Source organism: Sphingobium chungangianum, from assembly GCF_977014255.1.
The window spans coordinates 2,144,236-2,158,121 of the sequence record NZ_CDRNIV010000006.1; the positions used below are offsets into that span (position 1 = coordinate 2,144,236).

14 protein-coding genes, 1 tRNA gene and 1 pseudogene are annotated in these 13,886 nt (G+C 63.9%); 10 read left to right on the forward strand and 6 right to left on the reverse strand.

Annotation, left to right across the window (positions count from 1 at the left end; genetic code table 11):
* Positions 1 to 2 precede the first annotated feature (2 nt).
* The 3 genes and pseudogenes from pstB (at position 3) to phoB (ending at position 2,289) form a co-directional block, all read left to right on the forward strand.
* Entirely contained in the window at positions 3 to 791 is a 789-nt protein-coding gene (gene pstB / locus ACWNC0_RS17690) for a phosphate ABC transporter ATP-binding protein PstB (RefSeq protein ID WP_449474654.1), read from the forward strand.
* A 99-nt stretch (positions 792 to 890) separates the two neighbouring features.
* Complete coding sequence (gene phoU, locus ACWNC0_RS17695; protein WP_449473488.1) at positions 891 to 1,586, forward strand: phosphate signaling complex protein PhoU; 696 nt, start codon at positions 891 to 893, stop codon at positions 1,584 to 1,586.
* Positions 1,587 to 1,588: 2 nt separating this feature from the next.
* Positions 1,589 to 2,289, forward strand: a pseudogene (gene phoB / locus ACWNC0_RS17700) (phosphate regulon transcriptional regulator PhoB).
* 194 nt (positions 2,290 to 2,483) lie between these two features.
* On the opposite strand, the gene def reads toward phoB, so the two are convergent.
* Both def and recR read right to left on the reverse strand, forming a co-directional pair.
* Positions 2,484 to 3,014 carry a peptide deformylase gene (def, locus tag ACWNC0_RS17705; RefSeq protein WP_449473490.1) on the reverse strand — a complete coding sequence of 177 codons (531 nt, stop codon included), beginning with the start codon at positions 3,012 to 3,014 and terminating at the stop codon, positions 2,484 to 2,486.
* Between the two features lie 48 nt (positions 3,015 to 3,062).
* Complete coding sequence (recR, locus tag ACWNC0_RS17710) at positions 3,063 to 3,659, reverse strand: recombination mediator RecR (RefSeq protein WP_449473492.1); 597 nt, start codon at positions 3,657 to 3,659, stop codon at positions 3,063 to 3,065.
* Positions 3,660 to 3,712: 53 nt separating this feature from the next.
* Here recR and fmt point away from each other — a divergent pair, with 53 nt between their 5' ends.
* Complete coding sequence (fmt, locus tag ACWNC0_RS17715; protein WP_449473494.1) at positions 3,713 to 4,621, forward strand: methionyl-tRNA formyltransferase; 909 nt, start codon at positions 3,713 to 3,715, stop codon at positions 4,619 to 4,621.
* 127 nt (positions 4,622 to 4,748) lie between these two features.
* Positions 4,749 to 5,486: a tRNA pseudouridine(38-40) synthase TruA gene (gene truA / locus ACWNC0_RS17720; protein WP_449473496.1), complete on the forward strand. Its 738-nt coding sequence runs from the start codon at positions 4,749 to 4,751 to the stop codon at positions 5,484 to 5,486.
* 40 nt (positions 5,487 to 5,526) lie between these two features.
* On the opposite strand, the gene ACWNC0_RS17725 is transcribed toward truA, so the two are convergent.
* On the reverse strand, positions 5,527 to 6,246 hold the full coding sequence (locus ACWNC0_RS17725) for a queuosine precursor transporter (RefSeq protein WP_449473498.1): 720 nt from the start codon (positions 6,244 to 6,246) through the stop codon (positions 5,527 to 5,529).
* Positions 6,247 to 6,333: 87 nt separating this feature from the next.
* Between ACWNC0_RS17725 and ACWNC0_RS17730 the strand changes: the two genes are divergently transcribed.
* Positions 6,334 to 6,410 (forward strand) — tRNA-Arg (locus ACWNC0_RS17730).
* Positions 6,411 to 6,504: 94 nt separating this feature from the next.
* On the opposite strand, the gene ACWNC0_RS17735 is transcribed toward ACWNC0_RS17730, so the two are convergent.
* Positions 6,505 to 6,855 (reverse strand): antibiotic biosynthesis monooxygenase family protein, encoded by a 351-nt coding sequence (locus tag ACWNC0_RS17735; RefSeq protein WP_449473499.1) that lies wholly within the window; start codon positions 6,853 to 6,855, stop codon positions 6,505 to 6,507.
* Between the two features lie 140 nt (positions 6,856 to 6,995).
* Positions 6,996 to 7,649, reverse strand: coding sequence for a fructose-6-phosphate aldolase (gene fsa / locus ACWNC0_RS17740; RefSeq protein ID WP_449473500.1), 654 nt, complete (start codon positions 7,647 to 7,649; stop codon positions 6,996 to 6,998).
* Positions 7,650 to 7,787: 138 nt separating this feature from the next.
* Here fsa and ACWNC0_RS17745 point away from each other — a divergent pair, with 138 nt between their 5' ends.
* The 3 genes from ACWNC0_RS17745 to ACWNC0_RS17755 are packed head-to-tail and all read left to right on the forward strand — an operon-like array spanning position 7,788 to position 10,852.
* Positions 7,788 to 8,453: a DUF2490 domain-containing protein gene (locus ACWNC0_RS17745; RefSeq protein ID WP_449473502.1), complete on the forward strand. Its 666-nt coding sequence runs from the start codon at positions 7,788 to 7,790 to the stop codon at positions 8,451 to 8,453.
* A 45-nt stretch (positions 8,454 to 8,498) separates the two neighbouring features.
* The gene (locus tag ACWNC0_RS17750; protein WP_449473503.1) at positions 8,499 to 10,670 is read left to right on the forward strand and encodes a primosomal protein N'; all 2,172 of its coding nucleotides are present in this window, start codon (positions 8,499 to 8,501) and stop codon (positions 10,668 to 10,670) included.
* A gap of 14 nt (positions 10,671 to 10,684) precedes the next feature.
* Positions 10,685 to 10,852 (forward strand): DUF1289 domain-containing protein, encoded by a 168-nt coding sequence (locus tag ACWNC0_RS17755; protein WP_449473504.1) that lies wholly within the window; start codon positions 10,685 to 10,687, stop codon positions 10,850 to 10,852.
* Between the two features lie 136 nt (positions 10,853 to 10,988).
* On the opposite strand, the gene ada is transcribed toward ACWNC0_RS17755, so the two are convergent.
* Complete coding sequence (ada, locus tag ACWNC0_RS17760) at positions 10,989 to 12,077, reverse strand: bifunctional DNA-binding transcriptional regulator/O6-methylguanine-DNA methyltransferase Ada (RefSeq protein ID WP_449473506.1); 1,089 nt, start codon at positions 12,075 to 12,077, stop codon at positions 10,989 to 10,991.
* A 104-nt stretch (positions 12,078 to 12,181) separates the two neighbouring features.
* On the opposite strand from ada, the gene ACWNC0_RS17765 reads away from it, so the two are divergent.
* Positions 12,182 to 13,729, forward strand: coding sequence for a S1C family serine protease (locus ACWNC0_RS17765; protein ID WP_449473508.1), 1,548 nt, complete (start codon positions 12,182 to 12,184; stop codon positions 13,727 to 13,729).
* The last annotated feature ends 157 nt before the right edge of the window (positions 13,730 to 13,886 follow it).

Consider the following 13,886-nt stretch of genomic DNA (forward strand, 5'->3'; position numbering starts at 1 on the left):
TGATGCACGAACCGCAAACACTGGTGCCCGCCACCCAAGTCAAGATGACCGCGCGCGACGTGAAGGTCTTCTATGGCGAAAAGCAGGCGATCAAGGGCGTCTCGATCGACGTCGATATGGACAATGTCACGGCCTTCATCGGTCCGTCGGGCTGCGGCAAGTCGACCTTCCTGCGGACGTTGAACCGCATGAACGACACCGTCGCTTCGGCCCGGGTCGAAGGCGCGATCACCCTGGACGGCGAAGACATCTACGCCCCCTCGATGGACGTGGTGCAGCTGCGTGCCCGCGTCGGCATGGTGTTCCAGAAGCCCAACCCCTTCCCCAAGTCGATCTACGAAAACATCGCCTACGGCCCGCGCATCCACGGCCTGGCCCATGCCAAAGCGGACCTCGACGTCATCGTCGAAAAATCGCTCCGCCGCGCGGGCCTGTGGGAAGAGGTGAAGGACCGCCTGCACGACAGCGGCACCGCGCTTTCGGGCGGCCAGCAGCAGCGCCTCTGCATCGGCCGCGCCATCGCGGTGGAACCGGAAGTCATCCTGATGGACGAGCCCTGCTCGGCACTCGACCCCATCGCCACCGCCAAGATCGAGGAGCTGATCCACGAACTGCGCGGTCGTTACGCGATCGTCATCGTCACCCACAATATGCAGCAGGCTGCCCGCGTGTCGCAGCGCACCGCCTTCTTCCATCTGGGCGAACTGGTCGAATATGGCGTGACCTCGGACATCTTCACTAATCCCCGCCAGGAGCGGACGAAGGACTATATCACCGGTCGCTACGGCTGACCCGAGCGATTTCGAGCCAGATGGAACATCTGGCGGCTCGGAAATCGCGCAACAAGATCCAGCATCGATCAACGATCGATGCCCGCGGAGAGACGACATATGGCTGAACATACGATCAAGGCGTTCGACGAGGAAATCGACAAGCTGCGCGGCCTTATCGCCGAAATGGGCGGTCGTGCCGAAGCCGCCATCGAGAATGCAATGGTTGCGCTCCAGCGGCAGGACAAGACGCTCGCCGCGCAGGTGGTCACCGACGACAAGCGCATCGACGCTATCGAGGCGGAAGTTGAAAAGCTGGTGATCCAGGTCATCGCCCTGCGCGCGCCCATGGCCAACGACCTGCGCGACGTCATCGCCGCGCTAAAGATCGTCGGTGTGGTCGAGCGCATCGGCGACTATGCCAAGAATATCGCCAAACGCGTTCCCCTGATCGCCACCAACCAGCGCACGCTGGAGCCGGTTTCCCTCCTCCCCTCCATGGGTCAGGTCGCGGCCGAAATGGTGCACGACGCGCTCAACGCCTTCGCGGCCCGCGACGCCGATCTCGCCACGGCGGTGATCGAGCGCGACACAGTGGTGGACGATTTCTACAACAGCGTCTTCCGCAGCCTCGTTACCTACATGGTCGAAAATCCCAAGACCATCAGCGAGTGCGCGCATCTGCTCTTCATCGCGAAGAATATCGAGCGGATCGGCGACCACGCCACGAACGTCGCGGAGATGGTCTATTACGCCGCGACCGGCCAGATGGCCCCGGAACGCGAACGCGGCGGCACCCAGCCCCTGGAGGACTGACTATGGCGAGAGCCAAGATGCTTCTGGTTGAAGATGACGCGGCCCTCGCAGAACTTCTCATCTGGCATTTCAAGCGCGAGGATTTCGAGGTCGCCCACACCGTCGATGGTGAGGAGGCCTTATTGCTGGCGCAGGAAAATGTGCCCGACATCGTCCTGCTCGACTGGATGGTGGAAAGCCTGTCCGGCATCGAAGTCTGCCGCCGTCTGCGCCGCATGAACGGCACGGCCAATGTGCCAATCATTATGCTCACAGCGCGCGGTGAGGAGGAAGATCGGGTTCGCGGCCTGGAAACCGGCGCCGACGATTATGTGACGAAGCCTTTCTCCCCCGCGAACTGGTGGCGCGCGTCGGCGCAGTCCTCCGCCGCGTCCGCCCGGCGTTGGCTGGCGAGACGCTCACTTTTGCAGACGTGGAAATGGACACCGTCGGTCACAAGGTGCGTCGCGGCGGCCAGGTGATCCCCCTCGGCCCCACAGAATTCCGCCTGCTCAAGCATTTCCTGGAGCATCCCGGCTGGGTCTTCTCGCGCGAGCGGCTGCTGGACAGCGTCTGGGGTCAGGACAGCGACATCGAACTGCGCACCGTCGACGTCCACATCCGCCGCCTGCGCAAGGCAATCAACGCCGACGGCCAATATCGCGACATCATCCGCACCGTGCGTTCAGCGGGTTACGCGCTAGACACGGATGGGGTGGGTTAGCGTACCTGCTCCCTCTCCCCTTCAGGGGAGAGGGCCGGGGAGAGGGGAATGAGGGAACATCGCCTTCATAGCCCCGTCTCCCGCCTTCGCTACGCTCGGCACCTCAGCCAGAGTCACGTGCCTCTGGCTGACCCCTGAAGGAGAGAGCGAATCATATTTCAAGCCAGAGCGCTTCCCTGACCTCTACAGGCGTCTCAAGCCGCCTTGCGCGCCTTCACCAGCTTCTTCATCAACATGTCCCGCTTCAACCGCGAGAGATGATCGATGAACAGCACGCCCTGCAAATGATCCATCTCGTGCTGTAAGCAAGTGGCCAGAAGGCCCTCAAGCTGCTCCTCATGAATACGCCCTTCGCGATCCATCCAGCTCGCCCGGATCGTCGCGGGCCGCTCCACCTCGGCATATTGGTCCGGCACCGACAGGCAGCCCTCATTATAGACGGACAGGTCCGCCGAACCCTCCAAAATCTCGGGATTGATGAATACCATCGGCTTTTTCACCGAAGGCGCACCCTCTTCATCCGATTCGGGCTCCTGCAAATCCATCACCAGCACGCGCTTCGGCACGCCGACCTGTATCGCCGCCAATCCGATGCCCGGAGCGTCGTACATGGTTTCAAACATATCATCGATCAGACGCTGCAAATCGTCATCGATCGCCTCCACCGGAGACGAAATGGTACGCAGGCGCGGGTCAGGCGCCTCAAGGATTGGAAGAATGGCCATGTGGTTAAAATAGCCGCAACGACGGGCTTTTTCAAGCGACCGCCAAATTCACCCAAGAGGCCGCCGCGCCCGCAAAGCCTGCGCCAATGTGCCCTCATCCAGATAGTCGAGTTCACCGCCCACAGGCACGCCATGGGCCAACTGCGTCAACCGAACGGGAAAGCGCTCCAGCCGTTCCGCCAGATAATGCGCGGTGGTCTGCCCCTCCAGCGTCGCATTCATCGCCAGCACCACTTCATCAATGCCACCCGCTTCGACTCGCGTCACCAGCCCATCAATGGAAAGGTCTTCCGGCCGCACCCCTTCCAGCGCCGACAATCGCCCACCTAATACATGGAAACGCCCCGGAAAAAGCCTCGACTTGTCGAGCGCCCACAGGTCCGCCACATCCTCCACCACGCACAGCGCGCGAGCGTCGCGGCGCGGGTCGGCACAGATGCCGCAGGGATCCACCGTATCGACATTGCCGCACAAACCGCACGTAACCAGCCGGTCGTTCACCGCATCAAGCGCACGCAGCAGCGGTTCCAGCGCGCTTTCCCGCTTCTTCAGCAGGTGCAGCACAGCGCGACGCGCCGAACGCGGGCCAAGGCCCGGCAGACGGGACAGCGCCTGCGTCAGCGCATCAATCTCGAGAGAAGCCATGGAACCGAGATAGGGGCTTGCAAGTCCGGGGTCAAAAGAGTTGAGAGGCGACTATGCGCATCATCTATATGGGAACCCCGGATTTCGCCGTCCCCGCCCTCGTGACGCTGGCCAAGGCCGGGCACGAAATCGTGGCGGTGTATAGCCAACCACCCCGCCCCGCCGGGCGTGGGAAGGCGCTACGCCCCTCCCCCGTTCAGGCTCAGGCTGAGCAGATGGGCATCGAGGTTCGCACGCCGATTTCGCTCAAGGACGCGGAGGTGCAATCCGCCTTTGCCGCACTGAACGCCGATGTCGCGGTGGTGGCTGCCTATGGCCTCATCCTGCCGCGTGCTGTGCTGGATGCCCCCCGTTCCGGCTGCCTCAACATCCACGCTTCGCTCTTGCCTCGCTGGCGCGGCGCAGCGCCGATTCAGCGCGCTATCCTCTCGGGCGACAATGTGACCGGCGTCACGATCATGAACATGGAAGCGGGCCTCGACACCGGCCCCATGCGCGCCAAGCATGTGACCCCGATCGAGGACAAAACGGCTGGCACGCTCACCGCCGAGCTGGCGCAGGCAGGCGCCGAATTGATGATCGAGGTCTTGGACGACCTCCCTGCACACCCGGCTGTGCCCCAGCCAGAAGAGGGCGTCACCTACGCCGCCAAGATCGACAAGAGCGAAGCCCGTCTCGACTTCACCCGCGACGCGCATCAGGTCGAACGGCAGATACGCGCCTTCAACCCCTTCCCCGGCGCATTCCTGGAATATCGCGGCGAACGCTTCCGCATCCTCGCAGCCCATGTTGAGGAGCATGAAGGCCAGCCAGGCGAGTTGCTCGACAACAGCCTGCTCATCGGCTGCTGCCACGGCGCGATCCGCCCCACCCTGCTCCAGCGCGCCGGCAAGGGTGCGATGTCTCCGGGCGAACTCCTGCGCGGCTACGACATGCCCGCCGGGTCGCGCGTCGATGCCTAATCCCACTTCACCCCACAACCGTCGTCCCAGCGAAAGCTGGGATCTCAGGGGACGGCATGCCACATGGTCCAACATCCCAGTTTCCCCTGGGATGACGGCGTCAATATTTCCGCTGATATAGCCCCCCATGACCCGCTTCGCCTTCACCGTAGAATTTGACGGCCGCCCGTTCATGGGCTGGCAACGGCAGGCGCACGGCCCCAGCGTCCAGCAGGCGCTGGAAGACGCCATCCACGCCATCACCGGCGAGCGCGCCGTGATTCACGCAGCGGGCCGAACCGACGCCGGGGTCCACGGCCTTGCCATGCGCGCCCATGCAGACATTGAGAAGCCGATCGCGCCCTTCCGCCTGATGGAAGCGATGAACGCGCTCCTGCGTCCCGACCCCGTCGCCATTCTCGCCTGCGAAACCGTACCCGATGACTGGCACGCCCGCTTCTCCTGCATCGGCCGCGCCTATGTTTACCGCATCGCCAATCGCCGCGCGCCGCTCACATTCGAAAGCGGTCTGGTCTGGCGCGTTATCCAGCCGCTCGACACCGACGCCATGCAGGAAGCCGCACAATTGCTCGTCGGCCGTCACGACTTCACCACCTTCCGATCGGCCCATTGCCAGGCGGAAAGCCCGCTAAAATCCCTCGACCGCCTCGACGTGCAGCGCGAAGGCGACCGCATCGCCATCCACGCCGAGGCGCGTTCCTTCCTCCACCATCAGGTGCGCTCGATGGTCGGTTGCCTGGCGTTGGTCGGCATGGGTCGCTGGTCGATAGCCAACATGCGCGCTGCCCGAGACGCGAAGGACAGAGCCGCGCTCGGCCTAAACGCTCCGCCAGACGGCCTGTATTTCGTGCAAGCGCGCTACTGAACCCCTCGTCATCCCAGCGAAAGCTGGGATCTAAGCCCCCCTAAATCCGCGTCCGGAACGGCGTAAAATCCGTCCCCGCATCATAGACGTCCAGCCCCTCGGCGCGCTTCAGGCTGTTCACCACCAGATAGGTCAAGGGCGTCAAAACCGCTTCCCACGTCACCTTCAACATCCAGTTGGTGACCATCACCGTCAGCACCTGCGCATTGCTCCACACGCCAACAAAGGCCAGCGGATAGAAAAGCAGGCTGTCCACTCCCTGCCCCACGATCGTCGACCCGATCGTCCGCATCCACAGATGCTTGCCCTGCGTCAGCAGCTTCATCTTGGCCAGCACGAAGCTATTGGCGAACTCCCCCGCCCAGAATGCGGCCAGCGAGGCAAAGACGATGCGCCATGTATTGCCGAAGACCGCTTCATAGGCCTTTTGGTCCGGCCAGCCTTCCGCAGGCGGCAGCTTCACCACCACCCAACTCATCAGCGCCATGAACAGCATCGCGCCAAAGCCCGCCCAAACGCATCGGCGGGCGCGGGCGTAGCCATAGACCTCGGTCAGCACGTCCCCCAGCACATAGCCAAGCGGAAAGAAAAGGATGCCCGCGCCGAAGGTGAAGCCGCCAACCGTCGACAGCTTCGCCGCCCCGATCAGGTTCGACAGCAGCAATATGGCGACGAACGCCGCGATGAAGAAATCGAAATAGCGCATCGGCCGCCCAGAGAGCGCCTGCGCATCGATTTTCCGAACCCCCAAATCGGTCATGCGCCCTTGCATATCGGCTGCCCAAGCAAATGCAATGCCAGGCATGATTGCGCGCGGGCACAAGCCCCGCTATCGAAGCGCCGATGCGGCCCCGTAGCTCAGCTGGATAGAGCATTCGCCTTCTAAGCGAATGGTCACAGGTTCGAATCCTGTCGGGGTCGCCATCTTCCCTACAAGCGCCATCCGAACAACAGCATCAGCAGCCCGGCAATGAGGATCGCCGCGGCCAGGAATCCCCAGCCAAAATCCAAGCCGTTCCTATTCGCCATCGAGCGGACTGTCTTGTGGCCGCGCCCGCATCAGCAGGTCGTCGGTCACCGTCATGGTGAAGATTGGATCCGCATCAGGCGGCACTTCCGCGATCGCATCGACAAAGGCGGCTCGGGTTTCCGGCTCATCATAGACCATCTTCTGGTCGAACGCCGCGCGCCAGGTCTCCTCGTCCGGCCACTCCGCATAGCCGACAAAGCGCCCATCGGCATCCCGGTGGAGCCGTGAACCGAAGCTGCCATATTTTTCGCGGATCAGGTCAGTTCCGCGCCGCCATGCCGCGCGGAACTGATCTTCTTTTCCCGGATGCACCCGCCACCAATAGACCGCGACGAACATCGCACCTCTCCTTTACAGGAGAGAATGATGCAGCGGACAAGAGGTTGCGACTTAAATCCACCGTGCTCCTGCGCAGGCAGGAGCCCAGTTCAAGCGGCGGGACTAGGTTCCTGCATGCGCAGGAACACCTCGCTCCCGGATCAGAGAACCGACTGCCCGGTCTTCTCCCAGTCCGCCAAGAAGCCCGCAATTCCCTTGTCGGTCAACACGTGGTTGAACAGCGCCTTGATCACCGAAGGCGGCGCGGTCATCACGTCAGCTCCGATCTTCGCGCTTTCCAGCACATGGATAGGATGCCGAACGCTCGCCACCAGAATCTCGGTATCGAACGCATAATTGTCGTAGATCAGGCGGATATCTTCGATCAGCTGCATGCCATCAAAGCCGTTATCGTCATGCCGCCCAACGAAAGGCGAGATGAAGCTCGCGCCCGCCTTGGCCGCCAGCAGCGCCTGATTGGCCGAGAAGCACAGCGTGACGTTCACCATTACGCCATCACTGGTCAGCGCCTTGCAGGTCTTGAGGCCATCGATGGTCAGCGGCACCTTGATGCAGACATTGTCCGCGATCTTCCGCAGCACGGCGGCTTCCTTCATCATCGTCTCATGGTCGAGTGCGACGACTTCGGCGGAAACGGGGCCATCGACGATGCCGCAGATTTCCTCGACCACTTCCATGAACTTGCGGCCTGATTTGTGGATCAGCGAGGGATTGGTCGTCACGCCGTCCAGCAGGCCGGTGGCGGCAAGGTCGCGGATTTCGTTGGTGTCGGCGGTATCGACGAAGAACTTCATGGGTCTGCTCCGGGGCGGGATGTGCGAATCGGCTCCCCTTTAGCGGCTGATCGCCGGTTTAGCCATTATTGCCAGCGGCGGGCTTTACGGAAACAGGTCCGTAACATTATGAGCGCTACACCGTTCCAAGGATACCGCATGCCCGTCCCCACGCCCGGCCGCAGCGCTCTGGCAGCGCTCGCGCTCATTTTACTCGCCTTCAGCCCCGCTGCGCAGGCGGCCGAAGAGGAAACGCAGCTATGGCTCGGCGCATCGGCAACGATCAAGGCCAGCCCTCACGACATCGTCCTGATCGACATCGGCCACCGCTTCCGTCGCGATGAATCGGGCGGCGAACAGCAACTCGCCCGCATCGCGCTTGATCATGCGCTTGCTAAAGATGTCCAGATCGGCGGCGGCTTGGCCTTCTTCCATTCCGGTCCTGAACAGGAATTGCGCACGTTCCAGCAGTTGACCCTCACCCACGGCATCTGGCAAAGCCGCACCCGGCTGGAGCAGCGCTTCTTCGACACGACTGACGAAGCAAGCTGGCGGCTACGGCAGCGAGTGCAGGCCTCCATTCCACTGGACGCCGCGAAAAAATGGACGCTGGTCGCAGCAGGCGAGCTCTTCTTCCACCTGAACCGGGCCAAGCCGAGCGACAAGACCGGCCTTGCCGTCATGCGCCAGCAAGCCGGGCTGCGCCACGCGCTCAGCAAGTCCATCGATATCCAGGCACTCTATATGCGCCAGCAGACCTTCCGCGACGACCGGCCCGACGCGGTCGCCCATATTCCCTGGCTGACGCTCAGCTGGAAAATCTGAACGCGCCGCCTTGCCTCCTGCCCCCCAGACGATAGGGAGAGGCGGATGAGTTCGCGCGCCCGTGTCATCCTGCTGAACGCCGCCCTTGGGCCGCTCGACTATCGCGTGCCGCACGGCATGAACGTGCAGCCGGGCAGCATCATCGTAGCGCCGCTCGGCCCACGGCAAATCATCGGCGTGGTGTGGGACGAGGATAGCTTCCCCGATGTAGATAGCGTCGGCGACAACCGCCTGCGCAACATTGTCGGACCCGTGGACGCGCCGCCGATCCCCGAAACCCTCCGCCGCCTGATCGAGTGGACGGCAGACTATTATCTCGCCCCCATCGCCTCGGTCCTGCGCATGACGCTGGCATCCCTGTCGGCGCTGGAAGGCGCGCGCACCGTCATCGAATATCGCGCCACCGGCGACCTGCCGGACCGCATGACCGAACAGCGCGCCCAGGCCATGGAGCGCATCGGCGATCGGCAGGGCCTGATCCGCGAACTGGCGTTGATCGGCGGGGTCAGCGACGCCGTGATCCGGGGCCTCGTAAAGGCAGGCGCCTTCGAAGCGGTGGAAGTCAGCATCGACACGCCCTTCCCCCGGCCCGACCCCGACCATGCCCCGCCGCAACTATCCGACGGCCAAGCCAACGCCGCCGCCGAATTCGTGGACGCAGTACGCCAGCGCGACTTCGCCCCCTTCCTGCTCGACGGCGTCACCGGCTCCGGCAAGACTGAAGTCTATTTCGAAGCGATCGCCGCAGCCATCCGCGAAGGACGGCAAGTGCTGGTCCTCCTGCCCGAGATCGCGTTGACTGAACCCTTCCTCGAACGCTTCGAAAAGCGCTTCGGCACCGTCCCCATCAGTTGGCACAGCGGCCTGCGCCAATCCGAACGCCGCCGCGCCTGGCGTGCCATCGCATCAGGCGAAGCAGCGGTCGTCGTTGGCGCTCGCTCGGCTCTCTTCCTCCCCTATCCCAATCTCGGCCTCATCGTCGTCGATGAAGCGCATGAGGCAAGTTTCAAGCAGGAAGACGGCGTCCATTACCACGCCCGCGACGTCGCGGTGATGCGCGGCCTCATGGAAAAATTCCCCGTCATCCTCGCATCGGCCACCCCCGCGATCGAGACCCGGCATCAGGTCGAACTTGGCCGCTATCGCGAAATCAAGCTGCCCTCCCGTTTCGGCGGCGCGGAAATGCCAGGCATAGAGGGCATCAACCTGCTCACCGACCCGCCGGAGCGCGGCCGCTGGATCGCGCCGCCCCTCATCCGCGCGATCGATGAAACGATGGAGAAGGGCGAACAAAGCCTCCTCTTCCTCAACCGCAGGGGCTATGCGCCGCTCACCCTCTGCCGCCATTGCGGCTATCGCTTCCAATGCCCCAACTGCACCGCCTGGATGGTCGAACATCGACTGACCAAGCGCCTCGCCTGCCATCATTGCGGCCATGTCATCCCCTCCCCCCGCTTCTGCCCGGACTGCAAGGAGGAGGACAGCCTCGTCGCCTGTGGCCCCGGCGTGGAGCGCATTGCGGACGAGGTAAAGGCGCTCTGGCCGCAGGCGCGCATTGCCATCGTCACTTCCGACACGCTCTGGTCGCCCGCCAAGGCCGCCGAGTTCGTGAAGTCGGTCGAAGCAGGCGCGGTCGACATCATCATCGGCACCCAGTTGGTGACGAAGGGCTATCACTTCCCCAACCTGACGCTGGTGGGGGTGATCGACGCCGACCTCGGCCTTGAAGGCGGCGACCTGCGCGCGTCCGAACGCACTTTCCAGCAAATCGTCCAGGTCGCGGGCCGCGCGGGCCGTGGGCAGAAACCAGGCCGCGTCTTCATCCAGACCCGCATGCCCGAATCAGAAGTCATCAAGGCCCTCATCGCAGGCGATTCGGAACGCTTCTATGAGGTGGAGACAGAGAACCGCCGCCGCGCCAACGCCCCGCCCTTCGGCCGCTTCGCCGCCATCATCGTCTCCAGTGAGGATGCCGATGAAGCCGCGCAGGTCGCCCGCCTGATCGGCAAGTCCGCCCCGCTGATCGACGGCATGCGCGTCTATGGCCCCGCCCCCGCGCCCCTCTCCGTCCTGCGCGGCCGCCACCGCCATCGCCTGCTGATCCACGCAAACCGCCAGATCGACGTGCAGGCGGCGATCCGCGAATGGCTGGATAATATCACCTGGAAATCAGGGACGCGGGTCGCGGTGGACGTCGATCCCTACAGCTTCATGTGATGGCCTGAACGCCCATGGAAAGCCCCTGCATAAACATCTGCAAGCTGGACAAGGCAGGCCGCATCTGCACCGGCTGCGGCCGGACGGTTCAGGAAATCGCCCGCTGGCGCGGCATGAGCGAAGCGGAGCGCCGCGCGATCATGGAACGGCTGAAGGGATCGCAACGCGACCGACCTCTCTAAATCCTCCCTACGCGAAGCGTGGGGAGGGGGACCAGCCGCAGGCTGGTGGAGGGGAAATGGCATGACCTGTGAGATTTCCCCTCCACCCTTCGCTTCGCGAACGGTCCCCCTCCCCATCTCACGATGGAGAGGATGATTATCCACGATCATCCAAGCCTAGCTTCTGCCCCCCACGCTCCCGCTCCAGCAAAGCCTTTTTCCGCTCCAACCCATAGGCATAGCCGCCAAGGCTACCATCACTCCGCAACACCCGGTGGCAGGGAATAATCACAGCCAACCCATTATCCCCACAAGCCGTCCCCGCAGCCCGCACTGCCCCCGGCCTCCCAATCGCCGCCGCGATCTCGCCATAGCTCCGCGTCTCTCCCGCCGGAATCGCCTTCAACGCCGCCCAGACCGCCTGCTGGAAAGCCGTGCCATTCACATCCATCGGCAAATCCAAAGGCTCAGCCGGATTCTCGATCAACCGCACCACCTGCCCCGCCAACGCTTCCAGCGCCGCATCTCCCTGCACGATTTCCGCCTTGGGAAAGCCCCGCCGCAGATCACCCTCATCCTCATCAAAGCTGATCCGGCAGAGCCCCTTGGCCGTCGCCGCCACCAGCACAGGCCCAAGACTCGACCCCACCACAACGTATCGGATCGCAACGCCGCGCCCGCCATCCTTCCACGCACTCGGCGTCATGCCCAAATGCCGATCCGCATCGGCATAGGCCCGGCTCGGCGCATTATAGCCCGCGTCATAGATCGCGCTGGTCACGCTGCCACCTTCCTCCAAGGCCGCCTTCAGCCGCTCGGCACGCAGCGATCGAGCATAAGCAGCAGGCGTCAGGCCCGTATCCCGCTTGAACAGCCGATGGAAATGATGCGGCGCATAGCCCGCATGCGCCGCCACCTCTTCCAGCAACGGGATCGCCTCGCACCCAGCAATGAAGGCCTTAGCCGCTTCAACCGCCAACCGATCCCGCCCCACCTCATCCGGTCGACAGCGCAGACAGGCGCGAAAGCCCGCCGCCCTCGCGGAAGCAGGATCAGGCAAGAAGATCATATTCTCCCGCCGGGGATGCCGCGCCGCGCAGCTTGGCTTGCAATAAATGCCGGTCGTCAGCACCGCGCCCACAAACTGCCCATCCACGTCCCGATCGCGCCGCTGGAACGCATTCCAGCAGGCATCGTCATCCATCGGCAGCGCCGTCGAGGCGGAAACTTCGGTCATCTGGTTCATGCATATGGGATAACAGGCGCGATCGGGCCAGCCTTCCCGCCACTTGCGCTCAAAGCATTTCCCGATTGCCTCAGCCAGACTTTACCATATGAATGCGCCGCATCATGGTCGAATTCTTCCGTCGCCTCTGCATGTTGCTCGCCCTCGCCCTTCCCGCGACAGCGCGCGCCGAACAGCAGGACATCGCCGCCGCCGCGCGCGGCGTTGTCCGCATCGCCATCGTGGCGACGGACGGCAGCGAAGCCTATTTCGTCGGCCATGGCAGCGGCTTTGCGGTCGCGCCGGATAAGGTGCTGACCAATGCCCACGTCGTCGAACTGACCCGCGAGGAAAAAAACCTCGTCATCGGCGTCGTCCCTTCCGAAGGCCGCAAAAGCTACGGCGGCCGCGTCATCGCCTACTCCCCCGGCAACGACCTCGCGCTGATCCAGCTGGAGGAAGGCCGCCTGCCGGTCAGCACCTTCTACGCGGGCGCCGTCAGCGATGGGCAGCATGTGACCGCGATCGGCTATCCCGGCACGGTCGATCGGGCGCAGGGCCTTGGTCTCAAGGAAATGGTGGAGCCGCTCGGCACGGTAAAGACCAGCGGCAACGTGTCGTCGGGCCGGTCAAGCCACAGCTTCGACACCATCCTCCACACCGCCCCCCTCGCCGCTGGCAACAGTGGCGGCCCGCTCGTCGATGATTGCGGCCGGGTGCTGGGCGTCAACAGCTTCGGGTCCATCTCGGACGGCAATGACGCCGAGTTCGGTTTCGCCGTGTCCTGGCGCGAAGTCGCGTCTTTCCTCCGGCAGGCGGGCGTTTCATCCCTGCGTACCGTCGTTCCCTGCCGCTCCATGGCCGAAGCCGACGCCGCAGACGCCGCGCTCACCCAGCGCGCGGCGCAGCAAAGCGAACAGTCGGAGCGCGCTCGTGCCGACGCGCGCGAAGCCGCGCTGGGCAAGGCGCGCGACGCGGCGGAACGCGAAGTCATCTCCGGCCGCGAAAATGCGATGGCGGGCGCGGCCGTGCTTCTGGCGCTGGCGGTGCTTGGGCTCGGCGCGGGCGGCCTCTTCTACAGCCAGGGCCGCGAACGCCGCGCGACATGGTCGCTCGCGGGCGGCGGCCTGCTGCTGTTGGGCGCGGTCGCGCTGTTCCTGCTGCGGCCGAGCTTCTCCAGCGTGGATGAGCGCGTAAAACTGCCCGACGACGGCAGGGTGGCTGGCAACCATGCCTATGCGTGGGAAGGCGACAATGTCTGCGCGGTCGACCTCAACCGCAGCCGCCTCACCGTGTCGGAGGCCAACGACATTCCCTTCAACTGGACCGGCACCGGCTGCGCCAACGGCAACAGCCAATATGTCAGCGCGGGCAATGAATGGGAGCGCGCCGCCGTCCCGGATTCGGGCAACTTCATCACCGTCAGCCGCTTCGACCCGGCAACGGGCACCTTACGCGTCCAGCGCTGGCTGCCGGATGGCGATGCGATGGACAAGGCTCGCGCCTTGTTGAAGGACGGCCCGATCAAGGCGTGCGGGACCGATCCCGATCTGCTCGCCCGGATCGCCGCCCTGCGAAGCGATCTTGCTTCCCTGCTGCCCGCGCAGCCCAACGAACGCCTGGTCTATCATTGCCGCAAGGGCCGCCTCGCTCCCCCCGACCCCGCAAACTGACCAAAATCGCGCGGCGGAAAGCGCCGTCTAATCGTCTCCATTCCATCCTTGCGACGGAATCGCGTTCCATGACTTGCATAGTCATAAAGCCGCTGCTAACCGGCCGGGCAACAGGGGATCGGGACGGATAAGACCGCGCCCCTCTTTTCGCATGACC